The 20,032-nt window shown below is 55.7% G+C and carries 18 protein-coding genes and 1 pseudogene; 5 read left to right on the top strand and 14 right to left on the bottom strand.

The annotated features are described in order from the left end of the window. Positions 1–102 precede the first annotated feature (102 nt). The 8 genes from M2433_RS07585 to M2433_RS07550 all read right to left on the bottom strand — a co-directional run bounded on the left by M2433_RS07585 (position 103) and on the right by M2433_RS07550 (position 7,526). Positions 103–717, bottom strand: a complete 615-nt coding sequence (locus M2433_RS07585) for a response regulator transcription factor (protein ID WP_429053279.1) — start codon at positions 715–717, stop codon at positions 103–105. After that, a complete protein-coding gene (locus tag M2433_RS07580) occupies positions 717–1,397 on the bottom strand; it encodes an EAL domain-containing protein (RefSeq protein WP_429053280.1) in 681 nt (226 codons plus the stop codon). The genes M2433_RS07585 and M2433_RS07580 overlap by 1 nt, the downstream gene beginning before the upstream one ends. A 38-nt stretch (positions 1,398–1,435) precedes the next feature. Further along, positions 1,436–1,945 (bottom strand): fimbrial protein, encoded by a 510-nt coding sequence (locus M2433_RS07575; protein ID WP_429053281.1) that lies wholly within the window; start codon positions 1,943–1,945, stop codon positions 1,436–1,438. Positions 1,946–1,988: 43 nt separating this feature from the next. After that, positions 1,989–2,510, bottom strand: coding sequence for a fimbrial protein (locus M2433_RS07570; protein WP_429053282.1), 522 nt, complete (start codon positions 2,508–2,510; stop codon positions 1,989–1,991). A gap of 19 nt (positions 2,511–2,529) precedes the next feature. Beyond that, positions 2,530–3,579, bottom strand: a complete 1,050-nt coding sequence (locus M2433_RS07565; RefSeq protein WP_429053283.1) for a fimbrial protein — start codon at positions 3,577–3,579, stop codon at positions 2,530–2,532. 97 nt (positions 3,580–3,676) lie between these two features. Further along, positions 3,677–6,208, bottom strand: coding sequence for a fimbria/pilus outer membrane usher protein (locus tag M2433_RS07560; protein WP_429053285.1), 2,532 nt, complete (start codon positions 6,206–6,208; stop codon positions 3,677–3,679). 49 nt (positions 6,209–6,257) lie between these two features. After that, a complete protein-coding gene (locus M2433_RS07555; protein WP_429053286.1) occupies positions 6,258–6,935 on the bottom strand; it encodes a fimbrial biogenesis chaperone in 678 nt (225 codons plus the stop codon). 60 nt (positions 6,936–6,995) lie between these two features. Beyond that, positions 6,996–7,526, bottom strand: coding sequence for a fimbrial protein (locus M2433_RS07550; RefSeq protein ID WP_429053287.1), 531 nt, complete (start codon positions 7,524–7,526; stop codon positions 6,996–6,998). Between the two features lie 404 nt (positions 7,527–7,930). Between M2433_RS07550 and M2433_RS07545 the strand changes: the two genes are divergently transcribed. Both M2433_RS07545 and M2433_RS07540 read left to right on the top strand, forming a co-directional pair. Beyond that, on the top strand, positions 7,931–8,593 hold the full coding sequence (locus tag M2433_RS07545) for a helix-turn-helix domain-containing protein (protein WP_429053288.1): 663 nt from the start codon (positions 7,931–7,933) through the stop codon (positions 8,591–8,593). Between the two features lie 75 nt (positions 8,594–8,668). After that, positions 8,669–9,307: a helix-turn-helix domain-containing protein gene (locus M2433_RS07540; RefSeq protein ID WP_429053289.1), complete on the top strand. Its 639-nt coding sequence runs from the start codon at positions 8,669–8,671 to the stop codon at positions 9,305–9,307. Positions 9,308–9,400: 93 nt separating this feature from the next. Here the strand turns inward: M2433_RS07540 and gsiD are convergent, their stop codons facing one another. From gsiD to iaaA, 5 genes and pseudogenes are all read right to left on the bottom strand, one after another. After that, positions 9,401–10,312, bottom strand: coding sequence for a glutathione ABC transporter permease GsiD (gene gsiD / locus M2433_RS07535; RefSeq protein WP_059310695.1), 912 nt, complete (start codon positions 10,310–10,312; stop codon positions 9,401–9,403). 1 nt (position 10,313) lies between these two features. Next, positions 10,314–11,234, bottom strand: a complete 921-nt coding sequence (gene gsiC / locus M2433_RS07530; protein ID WP_047346983.1) for a glutathione ABC transporter permease GsiC — start codon at positions 11,232–11,234, stop codon at positions 10,314–10,316. Positions 11,235–11,239: 5 nt separating this feature from the next. Further along, positions 11,240–12,778 (bottom strand): glutathione ABC transporter substrate-binding protein GsiB, encoded by a 1,539-nt coding sequence (gene gsiB, locus M2433_RS07525; protein ID WP_429053290.1) that lies wholly within the window; start codon positions 12,776–12,778, stop codon positions 11,240–11,242. A gap of 23 nt (positions 12,779–12,801) precedes the next feature. After that, positions 12,802–14,673: a glutathione ABC transporter ATP-binding protein GsiA gene (gene gsiA, locus M2433_RS07520; protein ID WP_429053808.1), complete on the bottom strand. Its 1,872-nt coding sequence runs from the start codon at positions 14,671–14,673 to the stop codon at positions 12,802–12,804. Beyond that, a pseudogene (iaaA, locus tag M2433_RS07515) lies at positions 14,660–15,623 on the bottom strand (beta-aspartyl-peptidase). Before iaaA ends, gsiA begins: the two are co-directional and overlap by 14 nt. 188 nt (positions 15,624–15,811) lie before the next feature. Between iaaA and moeA the strand changes: the two are divergent. Beyond that, positions 15,812–17,044 carry a molybdopterin molybdotransferase MoeA gene (moeA, locus tag M2433_RS07510; RefSeq protein WP_429053291.1) on the top strand — a complete coding sequence of 411 codons (1,233 nt, stop codon included), beginning with the start codon at positions 15,812–15,814 and terminating at the stop codon, positions 17,042–17,044. Between the two features lies 1 nt (position 17,045). Continuing rightward, positions 17,046–17,798, top strand: coding sequence for a molybdopterin-synthase adenylyltransferase MoeB (gene moeB, locus M2433_RS07505; RefSeq protein ID WP_429053292.1), 753 nt, complete (start codon positions 17,046–17,048; stop codon positions 17,796–17,798). 543 nt (positions 17,799–18,341) lie between these two features. Here moeB and fsa read toward each other — a convergent pair. Beyond that, positions 18,342–19,004: a fructose-6-phosphate aldolase gene (fsa, locus tag M2433_RS07500; RefSeq protein ID WP_429053293.1), complete on the bottom strand. Its 663-nt coding sequence runs from the start codon at positions 19,002–19,004 to the stop codon at positions 18,342–18,344. Between the two features lie 128 nt (positions 19,005–19,132). Here fsa and M2433_RS07495 point away from each other — a divergent pair, with 128 nt between their 5' ends. Further along, the gene (locus M2433_RS07495) at positions 19,133–20,032 is read left to right on the top strand and encodes a glycyl-radical enzyme activating protein (RefSeq protein ID WP_429053294.1); all 900 of its coding nucleotides are present in this window, start codon (positions 19,133–19,135) and stop codon (positions 20,030–20,032) included.

Raw genomic sequence — 20,032 nt, 5'->3', positions numbered from 1 at the left:
TAACGCCTGATAGCGCCACGCTTATCAGGCCTACGGTTTTGTCGGCCCGGCAAGCTTGCGCCGCCGGGCATTTTTTCAATCAATACGCTTTTGTGGCGAGCCTTACAGGGATAATCGGGTTTCGTTTTTTTGACTCAGCATACTTAAAAAGCGGAATAGCTCGTGATCGTTTTTCAGACTGAATTTACGCATTACATTGTATTTATGTGAAGCTACTGTTTTATAGCTGATATGCAAGCTTGTCGCGACCTCCTGCACCGAACGTCCCTGATATAATCTGACCATAATCTCGCGCTGTTGAAAAGATAATTTAAAATTATTACACCCCTGGCACGTTTTATGACAGGGAAAAGCCTCACGCATTAACCAATTTTTCCAGGCAATAGTGAATTTCTGGGTGATGCTACTCAGTGATTCCCGGCGCTGGATAAAGATCATATCTTCAAAGCAAGCGGGCGACCTTTTGCACGTATCAATGTCATCCACCAACCCAATAATTATGCCCTGACGCCTCATTTTCAGCCCCGGAATACAGGTATAGCGTTCACCATTACGCAGAGAAAGAATAATGACATCAGCGTTAGCAATATTTTCGTGAGTATAGTCAGTAAAAAATTCCGGGGTTCGCATAAAATGCTGACCAAAAAAGTCACTCAGAAAATATTTCATGCCGTAGTGAAACATCAAATCGGACTCGTTAATTAAAATTTTTAACATTATAAATTCGGCGTATAGCGGATAAAATATTGCTCTTCAGGCCACATAAATCCCTGAAGGTAATGGCTTCCACCATCTTTCGCAATGTCAAAATGTCGACTATTTTCCACTCCCTCCACCAGTACAGACGAAACGTATTGGGCACAGTGACTGATAAACTGGCTTAAGGAGGAGGATTCTTGTAGCACGATGCTTTTATCAATCTTAACGCCGTCGAATCGAATAAGTTCATCATCTAAATAGCTAAAATGGTCAGGCAAAATATCATCCAACCAAAGCTCTGCGCCCATAGATTTGACCATCCTGACGTGTGCGTTAAAGTACTGGCGTTCTGATACTGACAGAGAAATAAATTCTTGCGGATCCTGCACTTCAAGAGCGATACCCACCCGCAACCAGGGGAGGAGGTATTCTACAGCCTGTGAAGAGCAGAGTAGTCGGGCGGGAACATTTAAATAATAGCGTTTCCGGTTATTCATTCTATAAATAATCTGCAACTGCCAGCATAGAATATTCAGGCAGGATTGCTGGGATTGCGAAGCAAAGTACTGTTCATGGTTAATACCGGGTTGCAGTAAACTTAAAATCTCCCAGGCGATAATCATTTTTTCTGCAACGGAATAGATCGGTTGAAAGCGTATTCCGTGGACCGCGTTTTCAAAGGGTAATTGATAAGACATAGGCACCTTTAAAATAAATATTCCCGCCGGGGAGCAGACTACTGCCAGGTAAAATCAACGTTCATTACCGCCTGGAACGTACCGGCGGTTGCGCTGCCCTGAGGCGTGAACATTCTGGCCGACAGCGGGAATGAAGCTGAACGCGTGCTGATAATGACGTTTTGATCCAGCGAATCGCCCGGCGCAATTGTCTGGCTATGGTCGCGACTGGCGATACGTAGCGCGATCTTTTCGCTGGTGCCGCTGTTTTTCCAGGCGGTGGCGTCGTCGGAGTCGGGCGTTCCGCTAAGCGTGGCTGTCACCCTGGTTGTTCCGGCCGGACAGTTCGTTAACAGCAGGTCAAAGTTCTGCCACTCCCCGCCTTCCCCTGCCATTTGCAGGTCCCGACGTTGCAGACTGCCCAACTCTACGGTTTTATTCACCGTGTCGGTATCGACCGTACAGGGGCTGGCAACCACATTTCCGGAAACCGAGATCGACGGTTCTGCCTGAGCCATCGCAGAGAATAACGTTACGCAGAAAGCTATTTTCATGCCGGACGTAAACATAGAGATCACCTTATTACCCCGGCGAACCGGGGCATATTGCATGTTATTGGTAGGTAATGGTTGCCGTCACCACGGATTTAATGGTGCCCGGCGTTGCTCCGCCTGCGCTGGAATAGGCTCTGGCTTTCAGCGACACGGTGACGGTGCGATCGCTTTGCACGGTTTGGGTAATGGAGGTGCCATTGCCTTTATAGTTACCGGTGCTGGTTTGAATTAGCGCTACCGCCACGTTGCCTGCCGTTCCGGTGTTTTTGTAGTAGTTGGTTCCCGCCACCGGATCGCTGGTCCCTGAGAATGCGGTCAGCACGCTGTTGGTGCCTGTCGGGCAATCCGTAAATTTAATATCAAACGGCACGTCCGGTGAGGAAGACCCCGCCGCAGCCAGGGTTGTCGCCTGGATATTGCCGAGATCGACATCAATATTCGTTGCGCCGCCGTTAACCACGCACGGCGAGGCCACCACGTTGCCGGTAATATTCAAGGTGACGGTATCACCCGCGAACGCGCCGTGACTTGCCATCATTAAGCCGAGCGTAGCCCCGGCGATAAGGGATAATTTCGCCATTTTTTTTGATTCCTTTTATTTACTGATAGGTAAGATCAAGGGTTGCAGATGCGTTAGCTTTACCCGTCGATACACTTGTTTTGGTCTGATAATAACGGGCCGTTATCGGGAATGTTTCCTGTCCGCCGGTTGATTGCTTCAGCACAATACGGTTATTTAAAACCAATGGTGAACCGTTATATAAAAGCTGAACACCTACTCCTTTGGCTACGTCGGCATTACCCTGGCCGGTTAAGGCTAATACGCTGGTCGTACTCACGTCCGGGTTTTGGGTGCCTTGTAACATGACGTTAATATTGGCTCCAGCATCGCAATTAAGACCAAGGCTTTGCGTATTTTGTGCATTAGCAGGCACGGTTCCCACTGCTGTACCAAATGATGATGACGGAATATCACCAATAGGGAATACCAGTGACGGCGTAGTTATTGAACAGGCAACCTGTGTAATACTGCCTGTACCAAAAGAGATAGCGATCTCAGGATACCACTTACCTGTCAGCCCTCCCTGCATTACCCTTTCCCCAGCTATTGCCGCAGCAAACTGGCCAGTCAACCTCGAGGAAGTAATATTGCCAATTTTAACTAATTTAAAATAAGGCTGTAAACTGAGTGAAGGCGCACTGGACAGTGAACTGCCGTAGCCCATCAATCCCTGCCAGTCGGTTCCTGAATAGGGGTAACACCCCTGGGTTATGTAGCATGAAGCAGTACCGCCTGGTGAGTTACCCGTTCCACCGATCTCAATCCCTACTCCTGGCACATTGGTTTTATAGATAACGATATTACCCTCATTAAAAGCCGCTCTGGAGAGATAGGATTTAATGCCAATAAATACCACTTGGTTATTCACGGAGCAACTATAGTCAGTTTGACTGGCACCATAAATCACCCCGGTTATAGGTTGTCCAATAGCTAGATCGCGCTGTACGATAACATCACCATAATTTATAACATAATTACCGCCTACGACATTGCAACTGCTTGACGCCATTACCTGCTGTGAGGTAAACACTATCAAAATAAGCGCAGTAAACCGAAGCGCTATCACTAAAGCATTTAGAAATTTCATTTTCAGCCTCTGAATATGTTTGAAGCTTCACATTATTTAACGTGATATTTAAGCTCGTTCATTTTTCACTTATTAAGATGCAATCTTATTTATAATTTCATTTACACTGAACATTTACTTTCGAAATTCCATTTACTGAAGATTGATGCGGCAAGGAGTAATGGGTAATACATTGCTGATCAGTATTTTCACCCCATTTCAGCTGTAATGTACCGTTGTTATTCATCCCCGTCAGATAAACCTGCCCACCGTCACCTACAATAAAACTTTTATTCTCTCCAGCCAGCGTCGCTATTGCCCCAAACGGCACCGGCTGGCCATTGGCTTGCGTAAGCGTCATCAACACCCGCATCCCCACGTCCGCCACATAGTCCGCCCTCACCACCGCGCCGCGGGTCGGAATAACCGTCTTGTTAGTCAACTCCAGCTCCACATCGTCCGGCAGCGTCTCGGTCATCAGCGCCACGTCGTTTTTACGGTATGGCGTCAGGTTGCTGACCGTGGTATAGCCGCGCCAGTCGGTTTTTGCTCCGCTCTGGTTTTGAATGCTCACCCCTTTCGCCCCCGGCGCCTTCACCAGCACGTTGGTTTCACCCAGTGGCTGGGAGAACGTTACACCGTCGGCATGGGCAAGGATCCCGCCCTGCAATCCGTAGTTCAGGCGATCGCTGTCCTTGTCGTAGCCATACCCCGCCGACACTTCGCCGTAGGTGCCTTTAAAGTCAGCGTTGGCGTTGCCGGTATAGCCCACACCGTCCGTGCCGAACCCCTGCTGAACGTTCCAGTTCAGGGCGTTGTTTTCCAGCGCCGTGCCGTTCAAACCGACGTTATGCGTGGTGCCGTTGTTCTTGCTGGCGTTCATGCTGTAGTTGGCCCAGGTGCGCGGGAGGAATTTCTCCAGCGGCACGCTGACGTTCAGCGCAATCTGCCGATCCTTATCGTAGCTAGTGGTGTGCCCGTAGCTGTCGGTGCTGCCATTTTTGCTGTAGGTATAGGTGACCCCATAAGTCACGCTGTTCCAGGCGTTGTTATACCCGACGCTGTAGGATTCCATGGTCTTGCCGGAATTCCAGTAATCCTCACGCACCAGGCTCAGCATCAACGAGCCCAGGTTCTGGCCGATGTTCTGGCTCATGGTCAGCTCGGCGCGGTTGCGACGACGGTCCTGCAGCGCGCTGCTGTCGCCGTAGGAGTCCAGTACCTCCTGCATGCCGTAGTAGCCGCTGGTGGAGTAGCGGTAACCGGCGATAGCGAAGTTTGTTCCCGTCTCAACAAAGTTCTTACTGTAGCGGATCCGCCAGGACTGCCCCTGACTCTTCGCCATACCTTTTGGGGTGCCCCACGACTGGGTCACGTCGGTGGAGAGCGCACCGATGACGCCCATGTTTTTACCGATGCCGGCTGCCAGGGACTGGTACTTGCTCGACTCCTGGAAGCCGCCGTATACCGTCAGGCCATAGGGCAGACCGTAAATTCCGGTCATCTGGCTTAACGGCGTTTTCTCCACGTCGCTGTTATACGAGCGGTACTGACCGCCTGTCACTGCATACTTGAAGCGCCCTTCACGCTGCAGCACCGGCAGGGACGCAAAGGCCACGGTAAAGTGCTGCTCGCTGCCGTCGCTCTCTTTCACGGTGACGTTGAGATCGCCCGCGCCGCCGGTTGGGTACATATCGGTAATTTCAAACGCACCCGGTGCCACGTAGCTCTGGTAAATCTGATACCCGTTCTGGCGAACGATCACCTGCGCGTTAGTCCGCGCAATACCGCGCACTACCGGGGCATAGCCTTTCAACGAGTCCGGCATCATGTCGTCATCAGAGGCCAGCTGCGCCCCGCGGAACGGGATACTGTCGAACACATCCGCCGGGGAGGAGCTGTCGCCGGTGGTTAGCTGCGCTTTCAGAGGAATAATCGCCCGCTGGCCGTAGGTGTAGACCGTATCCCACTTGTCGCTGCCGTTCCCGTCGCGGCTCCAGGTGGTGTAGTTACGGATCCGCCACGGGCCAATGTTGATCCCCGGACGCAGGTTGGCGTACTGGCTGTTGGTGTCGCTGCCGTGGCCGCTGCGTGACCAGTTGTTGGAGCCGCTCAGGCTGTAGTTGAGCATCGCGGCGGTGATCCCTTCGTCCCACATCTCTGGCGGCACGTAGCCGCGCGCCTGCGGCGACAGCGCAGCCTGCGGAATACTGATCACCAGACGCTGGGCGCTGAACAGAAACTCGGCCGAGGCCTGCGGGATGGCGGTTAATTTCGCACACTCACCGCCAGAGGCCAGCTCAGGGAACAGTTCGGTTTTTACGCCCCAGCTTTTCAGCTGCGCAACGCTCAGACACGGCTGCAGTTTTTCCTCACCATCCGCGCCCTTCACCGCATCAAATTTAATCTCGCGGGTATCGACAATCTGCTCACCTATGATGACGTCCACGCGATAGGTGCCCGGTAGCTGCGAGCCGGATTCAAATGCCGACAGGTCGGCTCCCTTCATGCCAGGGTTATCCAGCTCGATCAGCTCCGGGTTAAAATAGTCGCGGGCATGAGCGCCAGGTGAGGTCGCCCCCAGGGCAAAGGCGATTAAAAACGCCAGGCGTGCAGGTTTGAATAATTTGTCCTGCTTATTTTTGCTCATCACAACCTTACTCCATCCGTACAAAACAGGCGTTCTTTACCCCAGCGAATTACAACGAGGCGTTGTGCACGTTTCCGGTACCACCGTAGTCGTTAATAATTTTGAAGGTCACCGCCCCGCCGCTGACGCCTTTCGGCAGATCAAAACGCGCGCTTGAACCTGGCAGAACGTAGGAAACGTCTTCTACTTTTTTACCGTTGACGTTAATTTCATTGAAGTTCATTACCAGGCTGGTTGGGTTGGTTACCTGAATCTGGTTGCCGCTGCGTTGCCAGGTTAATTTATCCGCCTGTTCTTCCGGAATAACACCTTTCAGCGCCGTCGGACGATAAATCAGCTTAATGCGCGTTTTCACCGCAATTTGTAACGTATTATCTTTCGGGGACGCGGCTGGAATGGCTTTGATATTCAGCCAGTAGAGCGACTCTTTATCCTGAGGCAATGCCCCGGCGAGAACGATACGCTCAACGTTCTGCTGGTCTTTATCCAGACGATACAACGGCGGTGTAATAATAAAAGGTGCTTTCTCAGCACCCCCATTTGGCGTTTCGACCCACGACTGAATTAAATACGGCATCGTGTCGGGGTTATTTACGCTAATAGAGGACTCCTTTTTATTGCCGTCATAAATTACGCGCGTCCCGCCAATTACCACACCAGCATTGGCTGCTGAAAGACCAGCAGAAAGAATCACACAGGCAATGAGAGATTTACTCAGAAAGTGCATTTTATACCTCGATAAAAAAGGGGCCGACAGACCGGCCCCATCTATTTCCGGTAGGGGAAATTAGTTGTAAACCACAGAGAAGTTAGCTACGGAGTTAGCTGGACCAGCAGTAACGGTATCTGAGGTAGATTTATACTGAGCGTAGAAATCCAGGGTGTTATCAGCAGTCTCGACCAGAGGGTAGCTGTAACCGTTAGAACCGTGCAGCGGCAGCTGTGCCTTGTCAGCAGACATCAGGTTGATAGCCACACCGGTCGCCGCGCCAGCTACGGAGCTGTCAACAGCCAGCAGTTTAGAGTCAGTCGCATCAGGCGTACCGTCGAAACGTACGGATGCAGAAGTCACAGTAGCCGGGCAATCTTTCAGCACGATGTTGAATTTAGTAGCAGCAGTCACGTCGCCCGCAGCAGTAAATTCAGACTTGTTGTATTTGCCCAGTTCAACGGTCTGATTCTGAGAACCAACGTCAACGGTGCACGCAGCGTCCAGAATTTCACCGTTGAAGTTAACGGTGCCCGCAGCAGCGAATACGTTAGACATAGACAGTGCAGCGGTAGCAACGATAGCAGCAGCGATAACATTCTTTTTCATAACTATATTTCCTTAATAACTCTGTAAATTACCGAAATTCAGGCGAAAGCATCCAATGGCCGAGAGCCATATATTTTTTGCGCCAGATATCTCTTTTCCGAAGTGCAGTAAGCGGAACGCAAAGATATTTATTCGATAACTTTGTTTTCACCTGCTCACTTGCTGAAATCAAATTTATATAAACTTACGTATGTTCACAATACGTTTTTAGGCCAACCGTAGACTTTAAATACAACATAAATTTAACACCCTAAAATTCGAGTAAATCCGCCACACGAAAGATTTTGCACATATGTTAATAAAACAGTCCATAATGGCATCAATCTTATATTTATTTCTCTTATTTCCAGTTCGATAATCCCTTACGCATCTTTACGAATAAAAGATCGTCTGGAGTTAAGATAATGAATACAAAAATCACAACCGGTGAAAACCCGGGAATAACATCTGCCCTGGCGGCAAAGCCCGTCGCCGATATCAATAACATCATCGAGCACGTATCTCCGTTTGCAACACGGTTTAATGCAAATAAAGGCGAGATTTTACGTTATTATTCCGGTAATAAACGCACCTGTTATTTACTCCATAATGGCAGCGTCACGCTGAACCGCAGGGGGGATGGTATGGTGCTGAATTCCGAGCACGACACTTTTGTTCTGGGAGTGAGTAATCAGTACTCTCAGTCAGAAAACCTCTATCTGCGCGTCTATGAAAACGCGGAAATGAGCCGCCTGTCGCTGGAGCGCTTTAATCTGCTGGTCGAGAGTTGTGGGCTGTGGGAGAGCCTGTGCAAGCTGCTGATCTATACCGCTTCTCGCGTCTATGAACACTGCACCCTGATTTCACAAATGTCCTCTTACGAGATTATTCGTTTCCAGTTGCAGGAGCTGATGAACGAATCGGAGCGGATCCGCACCAGCATAACCGCCGCCAACTACATTCAAAACCGCACCTATCTGTCGCGCAGCGGCATCATGCGCATCATCGCTGAGCTTCGGGAGGCCGGTTATATTGAGCTCAACCGCGGTATATTAATCGCGATCAACCACTTACCTTTAAAATATTAAATTTCTGTCGTGGGCCCGACCTGAAACAGCACTATACTTGCCTTCAAATAACACGCGTATTTGACAGGCAAAAGTATGGCTAAAGGAACATCTGAATCGTTGATTTTGCGCACATCAGATTATACTCCCCTGCTGCTTGATTATCTTAAGCAAGACGCCGAGGTAAAACACATTCTTCCCCGGCGTCGTTTAAGTATGCAGGTGGGTAACGATCGTTTCTGCTATCTCATTCTAAAAGGTCGCGTGACCTGGCATCGCCAGAGTGACGATCTGGCGATGGTGACCGTCACTGCCCCCTCTCTGGCCGGGATTGGCAATTTGCAGCAAATGCAGATGGATGGCTATATCAAAACGCAGGTCGCCTGCGACATCGCGATCCTTAAAATGGCGACAGTCTACGACATTATCCGTGCGAACCAGCTTTGGGAGCCTCTGGCGAAGCATATGATGACCATTGCCGGTAAGTTATTTGAGTCCAGCGAACAGCTGTCTGCTCCCTCAGCCTATGATATCGTCCGTGCGCAGCTTAACGAGCTGTTCAATGAAGCGCCTGGCGTCAGAAACACGATTACTGCCGAGCGTTATATCCGTGACAAAACGCATCTGTCGCGCAGCGGCGTGATGCGCATTCTGGCGGAGTTAAAAGCCGGTGGATATATTGAAATGCAGCGCGGCGTCCTGGTGAATATCGTGAAGCTGCCGGAGAAATACTAAAGATCCGGTGCTATTGAACAGGGGCATCCGTGCGCAATATGAACACCGGAAAGGAACCATTACCGCCCATCGGGGGAGGGGGCAAGCAAAAGCCTACCCCTTAATCCGCGGATCCAGCGCGTCGCGCAGCCCGTCACCCAGCAGGTTAAACGCCAGCACCGTCAGGAAAATCGCCAGACTTGGGAAGATCGCCACGTGCGGTGCAATCACCATATCTGCCCTCGCCTCGTTCAGCATCGCGCCCCACTCCGGCGTGGGAGGCTGAGCCCCTAATCCCAGAAACGAGAGGCTGGCAGCCGAGATTATCGACACGCCGATACGCATGGTGAAATAGACCACGATGGACGACACCGTACCCGGCAGGATATGGCTGAACAGGATCGTGGCGTCGCTGGCCCCCATACTGCGGGCAGATTCGATAAAGGTCTGCTGCTTCAGCACCAGCGTGTTGCCGCGCACCAGGCGCGCGAACGCCGGAATCGAAAAGACCGCCACCGCGATAATAACGTTCGCCATGCCGCTGCCCATTATCGCCACCACCGCTATCGCCAGCAAAATGCCGGGAAAAGCAAACAGCACGTCGCAGATGCGCATGATGATGCGGTCCCACCAGCCTTCGTAATACCCGGCAACCAGACCCAGCACGGTACCGATGGCCGCGCCGATCAGCACCGCGAAAACCCCGGCGGCAAGAGAGATCTGCGCCCCGACCAGCACGCGGCTGAAGATATCACGCCCGAGGGAGTCCACGCCGAACCAGTGCAGCATTGAGGGCCCGTCGTTCAGACGGTCATAGTCAAAATAGTTTTCCGCATCAAACGGCGCTACCCACGGCGCAACGATCGCCACCGCAATCAGCAGCAGCACAAACAGCCCTGCCGCCATCGCGACCGGCTGACGGCGAAAACGCCGCCAGAATTCGGACCTCGGCGTGCGGATATGTTCCGGTTTGAGCCCCGGCATAGCGTTTAAAACGGCCTGACGTCGCCAGTTCAACAATCGCATCTTACTTGTACCTGATGGCCGGGTTAATGGCAGCGTAGAGCACGTCCACCACTAAGTTGATAAGGATAAACTCCAGCGAGAAAAGCAGGACTTCCGCCTGAATGACCGGGTAGTCGCGCATCTCGACGGAATCGACCAGCAGGCGTCCCAGCCCCGGCCAGTTGAAGACCTTCTCCACGACGATAGAGCCGCCCAGCAGGAAGCCAAACTGCAGCCCCATCATCGTCACCACCGGGATCATCGCATTGCGAAACCCGTGCTTAAGAATGACCCACTTCTCGCTGACCCCTTTCGCCCGCGCGGTGCGGATATAATCCTCGCTCAGCACGTCAACGAACGAGGCGCGGGTGAAGCGGGCCATCACCGCCGACACGGCAGCCCCCAGCGTCATCGAGGGCAGAATGTAATGCTTCCAGGTATCGGCCCCGACGGTCGGCAGCCAGCCCAGTTCGACGGAGAAGATCTGCATCAGCAGCATCCCCAGCGCAAACGCCGGGAAGGAGATACCGGTCACCGCCAGCGCCATGCCGAGCTTGTCCGGCCAGCGGTTGCGCCAGACGGCGGCGACAATCCCGGCGCCAAGCCCAAACACCACCGCCCAGCTCATGCTGGCAATCGTCAACCAGAACGTCGGCATAAAGCGGCTGGCAATCTCCTCCGACACCGGACGCCGCGACACCATTGAGATACCAAAGTCGCCCTGCAGAACGTTGCAAATATAATGGAGAAACTGGATATACAGCGGCTGGTCGAGGCCAAGCTGTTTACGCACCAGATCAATAACGGTGGCGTCCGCTTCTGGCCCCGCAACCAGACGCGCCGGATCGCCCGGCAGCATATGGACAAACAAAAACACCAGGACCGCCACAATCAGCAGCGTCGGGATAAGCCCCAGCAGGCGTTTACAAACATAGTTCAGCATGAGGTTTATTTTAAATCCGCATCGTCAAAGCTAAAACCGGTGTCCGGCATAATGTAGAACCCGGTCAACGCTTTGTTATGGGCTGATACCAGCTTCTCTACCACCAGCGGCACCCACGGTGACTCTTTCCAGATAATATCCTGCGCGTCTTTGTAGAGGCGTGCCTTCTCTTCCGGTTTAGTGGTTTTCAGCGCATCGGCAAGGTCTTTGTCCACCTGCGGATTACTGTAGAACGCGGTATTGAACAGGGTTGGCGGCCAGTTCTGCGAGGCAAACAGCGGCGACAGCGCCCAGTCGGCTTCGCCGGTCGAGGCCGACCAGCCGGTGTAGAACATTCGCACCCCGCTCTCTTTCTGCCCTTTGCCCTCCACTTCAGCCGCACGCTGTCCGGCATCCATTGCGGTCACCTGCGCCTTGATGCCGACCTGCGCCAGCTGCTGCTGGGTAAACTGCAGCACCTTCTGGGCGGTACTGTGGTTATGCGACGACCACAGCGTGGTGCTGAAGCCGTTCGGGAAGCCCGCCTCTTTCAGCAGCTCGCGCGCTTTGGCCGGATCGTACGGCCACGGCTGATAGCTCTGGGCATACGCGATAGCCGGCGGCAGCACGCCGGTGGCCGGGGTGGCATAGCCGGCAAAGGCGACCTTCACCAGCGCCTGGCGGTTAATGGCGTAGTTGATGGCCTCGCGCACCTTCGGGTTATCAAACGGCTTTTGCGTGACGTTCATGCTGATGTAGCGCTGCATAATCGACGGGCTGGCGACCAGCTCCAGCTTGCTGTTTTTCTGCAAAATCGCGGCCTGCTCATACGGGATCGGGAAGGCAAACTGCGCCTCGCCGGTTTGCAGCATCGCCGCGCGGGTGTTGTTGTCCACCACCGGACGCCAGGTGATGGTGTCCAGCTTCGGCAGCCCCTGCTGCCAGTAGCCGCTGAACTTCTTCACCCTCACAAAGTCGGTCTGATTCCAGGTCACCAGTTCATACGGGCCGGTCCCCACCGGGTGGAAACCGATCTCTTTACCGTATTTTTTCAGCGCGGTAGGGGAGATCATCGCCGTTGCCGGATGCGCCAGAATATTGATAAACGCCGAGAACGGCTCTTTCAGGGTGATTTTTACCGTCGCCGGGTCAACCACCTCGGTGCTGGCGATGTTTTTATACAGGTTATAGCGTTTGAGGCTATTTTCCGGATTGCTGGCGCGGTCGAGGTTGACCTTTATCGCTTCAGCATTGAAATCCGTGCCGTCCTGGAACTTCACGCCGGAACGCAGCTTGATGGTATACACCAGCCCGTCGTCCGAAACGGTATAGCTCTCCGCCAGCACATTTTTCAGCTTCATCTCTTTATCCAGGCCAAAAAGCCCCTGGTAGAACGATTTCGCTACCGCCTGCGACAGCGTGTCGTTGGCGTCATACGGATCGAGCGTGGTGAAATTAGAGCCGACGGCAACCACCACGTCTTTGGCGGCGAACGCGGGGGCAGCGGCCAGGGCTGCCGTCACGCTCGCGGCTAACAACCATCTACGCGCTACAAATGTAACCATTGTGTTCTCCTGCCTGTTATAAGTTATAACCGTGAAAAAGCGTTGTCCTGACGCGGAGGCGCCACAAAATGCCCCGGCCCGACCTCGCGCAGCGTGACGCGCTCCACGACCTCGCCGCGTTTACGAATATTGCTCGGCATTTCATCCTGCAGCAGCACGCGCTGGCCGTGGCGATGCGCCGGATCGGCGACCGGAACCGCCGCGATGAGCTTGCGGGTATACGGGTGCTGCGGGTTCTCGAAGACCGCTCTTCGCGGCCCGATCTCCACGATCTGCCCCATGAACATCACCGCCACGCGATGGCTGATGCGCTCGACCACCGCCATATCGTGCGAGATAAACAGAAAAGCGATGCCCATATCCCGCTGTAAATCGAGCAACAGGTTGATGATTTGCGCCCGGATAGAGACATCCAGCGCCGAAACGGACTCATCGGCAATCACCACTTTCGGGTTCAGCGCCAGCGCGCGGGCAATGCAGATCCGCTGCCGCTGACCGCCGGAAAACTCGTACGGATAACGCCAGGCGTGTTCCGGCTTCAGGCCAACGCGCTCCAGCAGCCAGGCCACGCGACGCTGCGCCGCCTCGCCGTCGAGCAGGTTATGCACCCGCAGCGGCTCCATGATCGAGTACCCCACCGTGTGGCGCGGGTCGAGGGAGGCATACGGATCCTGGAAAATAAACTGAATATCCCGCCGCACCGCCTGCAGCCTGCTGTCCGGCAGGGTATCAATGCGCTCGCCGTTAAAGGTAATGCTGCCTTCCTGTGATTCCACCAGGCGGAGCAACGCGCGCCCGGTGGTGGACTTACCGCAGCCGGACTCCCCCACCAGCGCCAGGGTTTCGCCAGGCCATAAATCAAAACTGACGTTTTCCACCGCATGCACTTCGCGCTTCACGCGGTTCAACACGCCGCTGCGCAGCGGAAAACGGGTGACCAGATCGCGCACTTCCAGAATGGGCTTACCCGGCACCACCGTGTCCTGCTCGCGCTCCTCTTCCTCCTGCCCCGCCGCATCGAGAGAAATCAGCGGGAAGCGGCGCGGTAAATCGCGGCCATTCATCGCCCCAAGGCGCGGAACCGCCGCCAGCAGCGCTTTGGTATAAGGATGGACGGGCGCGTGAAAAATCTGCTCAACCGGGCCGGTTTCCACCGCGTTGCCCTTGTGCATAACCAGCACGCGATCGGCGATATCGGCGACCACGCCCATATCGTGGGTGATGAATATCACCCCCATCTCCATCTCCTGCTGCAGCACTTTGATGAGCTGCAGGATTTGAGCCTGAATCGTTACGTCCAGCGCCGTCGTCGGTTCATCGGCGATCAGCACCGCCGGACGGCAGGAGAGCGCCATGGCAATCATCACCCGCTGGCGCATGCCGCCAGAAAGCTGATGGGGATAGCGCCCAAGAATGGCCTGCGCCTCAGGAATGCGCACCAGCTCCAGCATCCGTCTGGCTTCACGAAGCGCCTCATCGCCGCTCAGGCCCTGATGCAGGCGGATGGACTCGGCAATTTGTTCCCCCACCGGGAAAACCGGATTGAGGGAAGTCATCGGCTCCTGGAAGATCATGGCAATATCCGCCCCGCGCACGCCCTGCATCTGCGAGCCGGTCAGCTCGTTTAGGTCAATGACCTGACGGTTGCGGCGGCGCAGGAGCATTTTCTTGCTGCTGATTTGCCCGCCAGTCTGCTCCAGCAGGCGCATCAGCGCCAGCGCGGTGACCGACTTACCGGAGCCGGACTCGCCAACAATCGCCAGCGTCTCGCCGCGCCTGAGCGAGAACGATAAATTCTGTACTGCAGGGATGAACTGCCGCTCTTCCTGAAACGCAATATTCAGCTGATGGACAGCCAGCACTTCGCGGTTGTCCAGCTCTTCACTGTGCGGCACGCGTTGCCCCCTTATTCACGATAGATCCCCGTGCTCGGCTCATCGCCGGCATATCCCCAGGCGCGATACATCCCTTCGCTGTTAAACGGCAGGGCCACGTTGCCCTCGCGATCCACCGCAATGAGCCCGCCGACGCCGCCCAGGGCAGGCAGTTTCTCCATCACTACCCGCTCGCAGGCCTCACTGAGGCTTAAACCGCCGTAATCCATCAGCGCGGTGATGTCGTAGGCCGCGAGGGTGCGAATAAACACTTCCCCGGTTCCGGTACACGACACCGCCGCCGTGGCGTTGTTGGCATAGCACCCGGCCCCCGGCAGCGGGCTGTCGCCGACGCGCCCGGGTAGCTTGTTGGTCATGCCGCCCGTTGACGTCGCCGCCGCGAGGTTTCCGGCCTTATCGAGCGCCACCGCGCCGACCGTCCCCATTTTGGTGGTCTCATCGAGCGGTGCGGAATGATCCAGCTGCGTCATACCCGCCGAACGGGCCTCCAGCAGTTGCTGATAGCGCGCCTCGGTGGAAAAAAGATCGGGCGATACCGGCGCCATCCCGTGCTCGAAGGCAAACGCCTCCGCCCCGGCGCCGGTCAGCAGCACGTGCGGGCTCTCTTCCATCACCAGACGCGCCGCCAGCACAGGATTACGCAGGCGACTGACGCCGGCCACGGCCCCCGCGTTCAGGGTGATACCGTCCATCACGCAGGCGTCCAGCTCGTGCGTTTCATCCCGGGTAAAGACCGACCCGATCCCCGCATTAAATAGCGGGCACTCCTCCAGCAGGCGCACCGCCTCGGTAACCACGTCAAGCGCGCTCTCGCCCGCTTCCAGCATTTTCTGGCCCGTTTCGACAATGGCGTACAGCGCGTCAATGTAGCGCTTTTCCTGTTCGGGACTGAGCTGTGCACGGGTGATTGCCCCGGCGCCGCCATGAATTGCGATTACCGCATTAACCATTCGCATCACCCGTTAGCCTGATTCGCGGCTTTTTCTATAAATATCATTATCGTCGATGAAACTTCAGATGATTTTTGAATATAGAAAGACGCAACTGTGATGTAAAGCGTACACCCTCCGGGTCATACTGTTAGTGGCACTTTTCTGCCATAATGGACGCTTTCGTTGTTACTGTGCAGGAGCCCACCATGGATTTTACCGCCGGACTGATGCCGCTTGAGACGGCACTCACGCAGATGCTTGACCGACTTTCCCCGCTGCAGGACGTAGAAACGTTACCCCTCGTGCGCTGTTTTGGGCGTATTGCCGCGCGCGATATTGTCTCCCCGCTTAACGTACCGGGATTCGATAACTCAGCCATGGACGGTTACGCGGTGCGCCTGGCGGATCTCCAGACGGGTAACGCCCTGCCGGTGGCGGGTAAAGCCTTTGCGGGTCAGCCGTTTAGCGGTGAATGGCCTGCGGGCACCTGCGTGCGCATCATGACCGGCGCGCCGGTTCCCGCTGGCTGCGACGCCGTGGTGATGCAGGAAGAGACCGAACAGACCGACGATGGCGTGCGTTTTACCGCGAACGTTAAAGCGGGCCAGAACATCCGTCGTACCGGCGAGGACATTACCCTCGGCGCGACGGTCTTTGCCGCCGGACAGAAGCTGACGGTGGGTGAACTGCCGGTGCTGGCGTCGCTCGGCATTGCCGAAATCGACGTTATCCGTAAGGTGCGCGTCGCCGTTTTCTCCACCGGCGACGAGCTGCAGCTTCCGGGCCAGCCGCTGCAGGATGGCCAGATTTACGACACCAACCGTCTGGCGATACACCTGATGCTGGAGCAGCTGGGCTGCGAGGTGATTAACCTCGGCATTATTCCTGACGATCCGGAAAAACTGCGCGCCGCGTTTATTGAAGCGGATCGGTCTGCCGACGTGATCATAAGCTCGGGCGGCGTCTCGGTTGGCGAAGCGGATTACACCAAAACCATTCTTGAAGAGCTGGGCGAAATCGCCTTCTGGAAGCTGGCCATCAAGCCGGGCAAACCGTTCGCCTTTGGCAAGCTCACACACGGCTGGTTCTGCGGCCTGCCGGGTAACCCGGTCTCTGCGGCACTCACCTTCTACCAGCTGGTGATACCGCTGCTGGCGAAGCTTTCCGGCAACCGCGCCAGCCCGCTGCCGGAACGCCAGCGCGTGCGTGCCGCCACGCGCCTGAAAAAATCCCCGGGCCGTCTCGATTTCCAGCGCGGCATTCTGACGCGCAACGCCGAAGGTAAGCCTGAAGTGAGCACCACCGGACACCAGGGCTCGCACATTTTCAGCTCCTTCAGCCAGGGCAACTGTTTTATCGTGCTGGAGTGCGAGCGCGGCAACGTGGAAGCGGGCGAATGGGTTGAAGTTGAAAGCTTTAACCACCTGTTCGGAGGCTGACATGACGGTGGAGCTGAGCGACCAGGAGATGATGCGCTACAACCGCCAGATTGTGCTGCGCGGGTTTGACTTCGAGGGTCAGGAAGCGCTCAAGGCGGCCAGCGTGCTGGTCGTCGGTCTGGGCGGTCTGGGCTGCGCCGCCGCGCAGTACCTTGCCGCGGCGGGCGTAGGCAGGATGACGCTGCTGGATTTCGATACCGTGTCGGTGTCTAACCTGCAGCGCCAGACGCTGCACAGCGACGCGACGGTTGGCCAGCCGAAGGTAGACTCTGCCCGCGCGGCGCTGGCCCGCATCAACCCCAACGTTCAGTTTACCCTGATTGACGCGATGCTGGATGACGACGCGCTGTTTGCGCAGATTGCGCTGCACGATCTGGTGCTCGACTGCACCGATAACGTGGCTATCCGCAATCAGCTAAACGCGGGCTGTTTTGCGCATAAAACGCCGCTGGTTTCCGGGGCGGCGATCCGCATGGAGGGGCAAATCAGCGTCTTCACCTACGCGGAGGGTGACCCCTGCTACCGCTGCCTGAGCCGCCTGTTTGGCGAGAACGCGCTGACCTGCGTCGAGGCGGGCGTGATGGCGCCGTTAGTCGGCGTGATCGGGTCACTGCAGGCGATGGAAGCGATTAAAGTCCTGGCGCATTACGGTACGCCGGCGGCGGGGAAAATGGTGATGTACGACGCGATGACCTGCCAGTTCCGCGCGATGAAGCTGATGCGTAATCCGGGATGTGAGGTTTGCGGAAGTTAAAGCAAACGGCAACCTTGAGGTTGCCGTTTTAGTGTGTGCTCCCTCTCCCTGTGGGCTGAGGGATCCCCAGTAATTTTTTTAACCGGAAGCGATGAATGTTGCTTCAGAAAAATGAATGGCTTACAGCGATGCCCTGGTCCGGCTGTAAATCGCCGAAGCGTTTCCGTAGGGCCGGGGCGAGGCGCAGGGATGCGCCGAGAGGGCGTGGCCTGCAGGGATGCGGGCTCATGCCCGACCCGATAGCCTGAAGGAATAAGCTGAGGGCACCGCGAAGCGGCGATTTACCGCCGGGAGCCCGGGTCGCCAGGGTGGTGGCGATTGAGCCACCCTGGCACGTTCACCGGTCATGTCGTTACAGAGTAGCAAGGAACATGAAGTGAACGGAATGACCTCCACAGCCGTATGTTCCCCCTCACCCCAGCCCTCTCCCTCAAGGGAGAGGGGGTCGTCCGTGAAGGCATTATTTTGTGGGGAACCCTCACCCCACAGGGAGAGGGAGAAAATTGTAGGCCGGGTAAGCGCCAGCGCCAGCCGGCAAACCCGTCAGATAGTCGTCCGTCCAAACGCCCCCTGCCAGTCCTGCTCAAACTTCACAATCGCCGCATCCACGGCGGGTGAAGTAATAAACTGCTGCGCCACGTCCAGCGGCAGCGTGATGGACTCGCAGCCTGCCAGCAGGCAGTCCAGCGCCTGACGCGGCGTTTTAAAGCTCGCGGCCAGCACTTTTGACTGCGGTGCGTGCAGCGTCAGCAGCTGTTGCAGTTCAACCACGGTCTGGATCCCGTCCCCGCCCTGTGCGTCCACGCGGTTAACGTAAGGCGCCACATATTCCGCTCCCGCCAGCGCGGACAGCATTCCCTGCGCGGCGCCGTAAACTGCCGTGCCCAGCGTCGGGATCCCTTCTGCTTTCAGCATCTTGATTACCGCCAGCCCTTCTGCCGTCACCGGTACTTTCACCACCAGGTCGTTAATGATGGCGCGCAGCTTACGCGCGTCCTCCACCATGCCTTCCGCGGTAGTCGCCATCACCTGGGCGAACAGACGGCCTTTGCCACCCAGCGCGTCGTGCAGGGCCGGCAGCAGCTCGTCGAGCGGCGTTTTACCGGCCGCAACGATGCTTGGGTTGGTGGTCACGCCCGCCAGCGGGAAGATACGCGCCAGCTTTTTGACTGCCGCAACGTCGGATGTGTCGAGATAAAGTTCCATGATGTCACCCTCAAAATTAGCCTGCACTTACCCTATCACGACAAAACCTGCTCAAGAGTTGACCTGCATCAAGATAACTTTCATTCGAAAGTAATTTAATCTTCATATGCAAGATGAGAGGCAAAAACATGATCTTCAATATTCAGCGTTACTCTACCCACGATGGACCCGGTATTCGTACCGTGGTGTTCCTGAAAGGCTGCTCGCTGGGCTGTCGCTGGTGCCAGAACCCGGAAAGCCGCTCCCGCAGCCGGGACGTGCTGTTTGATGCCCGCCTGTGCCTGGACGGCTGCGACCTGTGCCAGCAGGCGGCTCCGGGCTGTATCGAACGCGCGCTGAACGGAATGGTCATCCATCGTGAGAAGCTTGACGATGAGACGCTCAACGCCCTCAACGACTGCTGCCCGACGCAGGCGCTGACCGTCTGTGGTGAAGAACAGCAGGTCGAGGAGATCATGGCGACCGTACTGCGTGATAAGCCTTTTTACGACCGCAGCGGCGGCGGCATCACCCTCTCCGGCGGTGAGCCGTTTATGAACCCGGAGCTGGCGCACGCGCTGTTTAAAGCCAGCCACGAACAGGGGATCCACACCGCCGTCGAAACCTGTCTTCACGTACCGTGGCACTATATCGAGCCCTCTTTACCGTACGTCGATCTGTTTCTCGCCGACCTGAAGCACGTCGACGGTGAGGTGTTCAAGCAGTGGACGGACGGCTCGGCTAAGCGGATCCTGGACAACCTGAAACGCCTGGCCGCTGCCGGGAAAAAAATCACCATCCGCGTGCCGCTGATCCAGGGCTTTAACGCCGATGAAGCCTCTGTTACCGCCATTACCAATTTCGCTGCCGACGAGCTCGGCGTCGACGATATTCATTTTCTGCCGTACCACACGCTGGGCATGAACAAATACACCCTGCTCGGCCAACCTTACTCTGCCCCTGACAAACCGCTGGATAACCCTGCACTGCTGGACTTCGTGCAGCAGTACGCCTGCCAGAAAGGGTTAACCGCGACCTTACGAGGATAA

The sequence above is a fragment of the Enterobacter sp. AC1 genome, assembly GCF_050434705.1.
GTDB lineage: Bacteria > Pseudomonadota > Gammaproteobacteria > Enterobacterales > Enterobacteriaceae > Enterobacter > Enterobacter cloacae_L.
The sequence above is the reverse complement of the archived record's forward strand: the minus strand, read 5'-3'. Positions and strand labels throughout refer to the sequence as shown.

Excerpts from the sequence above, each read along its gene's own strand:
- M2433_RS07585 (WP_429053279.1), bottom strand. The coding sequence starts at position 717 with ATGTTAAAAATTTTAATTAACGAGTCCGATTTGATGTTTCACTACGGC.
- M2433_RS07580 (WP_429053280.1), bottom strand. The coding sequence starts at position 1,397 with ATGTCTTATCAATTACCCTTTGAAAACGCGGTCCACGGAATACGCTTT.
- M2433_RS07575 (WP_429053281.1), bottom strand. The coding sequence starts at position 1,945 with ATGTTTACGTCCGGCATGAAAATAGCTTTCTGCGTAACGTTATTCTCT.
- M2433_RS07570 (WP_429053282.1), bottom strand. The coding sequence starts at position 2,510 with ATGGCGAAATTATCCCTTATCGCCGGGGCTACGCTCGGCTTAATGATG.
- M2433_RS07565 (WP_429053283.1), bottom strand. The coding sequence starts at position 3,579 with ATGAAATTTCTAAATGCTTTAGTGATAGCGCTTCGGTTTACTGCGCTT.
- M2433_RS07560 (WP_429053285.1), bottom strand. The coding sequence starts at position 6,208 with ATGAGCAAAAATAAGCAGGACAAATTATTCAAACCTGCACGCCTGGCG.
- M2433_RS07555 (WP_429053286.1), bottom strand. The coding sequence starts at position 6,935 with ATGCACTTTCTGAGTAAATCTCTCATTGCCTGTGTGATTCTTTCTGCT.
- M2433_RS07550 (WP_429053287.1), bottom strand. The coding sequence starts at position 7,526 with ATGAAAAAGAATGTTATCGCTGCTGCTATCGTTGCTACCGCTGCACTG.
- M2433_RS07545 (WP_429053288.1), top strand. The coding sequence starts at position 7,931 with ATGAATACAAAAATCACAACCGGTGAAAACCCGGGAATAACATCTGCC.
- M2433_RS07540 (WP_429053289.1), top strand. The coding sequence starts at position 8,669 with ATGGCTAAAGGAACATCTGAATCGTTGATTTTGCGCACATCAGATTAT.
- gsiD (WP_059310695.1), bottom strand. The coding sequence starts at position 10,312 with ATGCGATTGTTGAACTGGCGACGTCAGGCCGTTTTAAACGCTATGCCG.
- gsiC (WP_047346983.1), bottom strand. The coding sequence starts at position 11,234 with ATGCTGAACTATGTTTGTAAACGCCTGCTGGGGCTTATCCCGACGCTG.
- gsiB (WP_429053290.1), bottom strand. The coding sequence starts at position 12,778 with ATGGTTACATTTGTAGCGCGTAGATGGTTGTTAGCCGCGAGCGTGACG.
- moeA (WP_429053291.1), top strand. The coding sequence starts at position 15,812 with ATGGATTTTACCGCCGGACTGATGCCGCTTGAGACGGCACTCACGCAG.
- moeB (WP_429053292.1), top strand. The coding sequence starts at position 17,046 with ATGACGGTGGAGCTGAGCGACCAGGAGATGATGCGCTACAACCGCCAG.
- fsa (WP_429053293.1), bottom strand. The coding sequence starts at position 19,004 with ATGGAACTTTATCTCGACACATCCGACGTTGCGGCAGTCAAAAAGCTG.
- M2433_RS07495 (WP_429053294.1), top strand. The coding sequence starts at position 19,133 with ATGATCTTCAATATTCAGCGTTACTCTACCCACGATGGACCCGGTATT.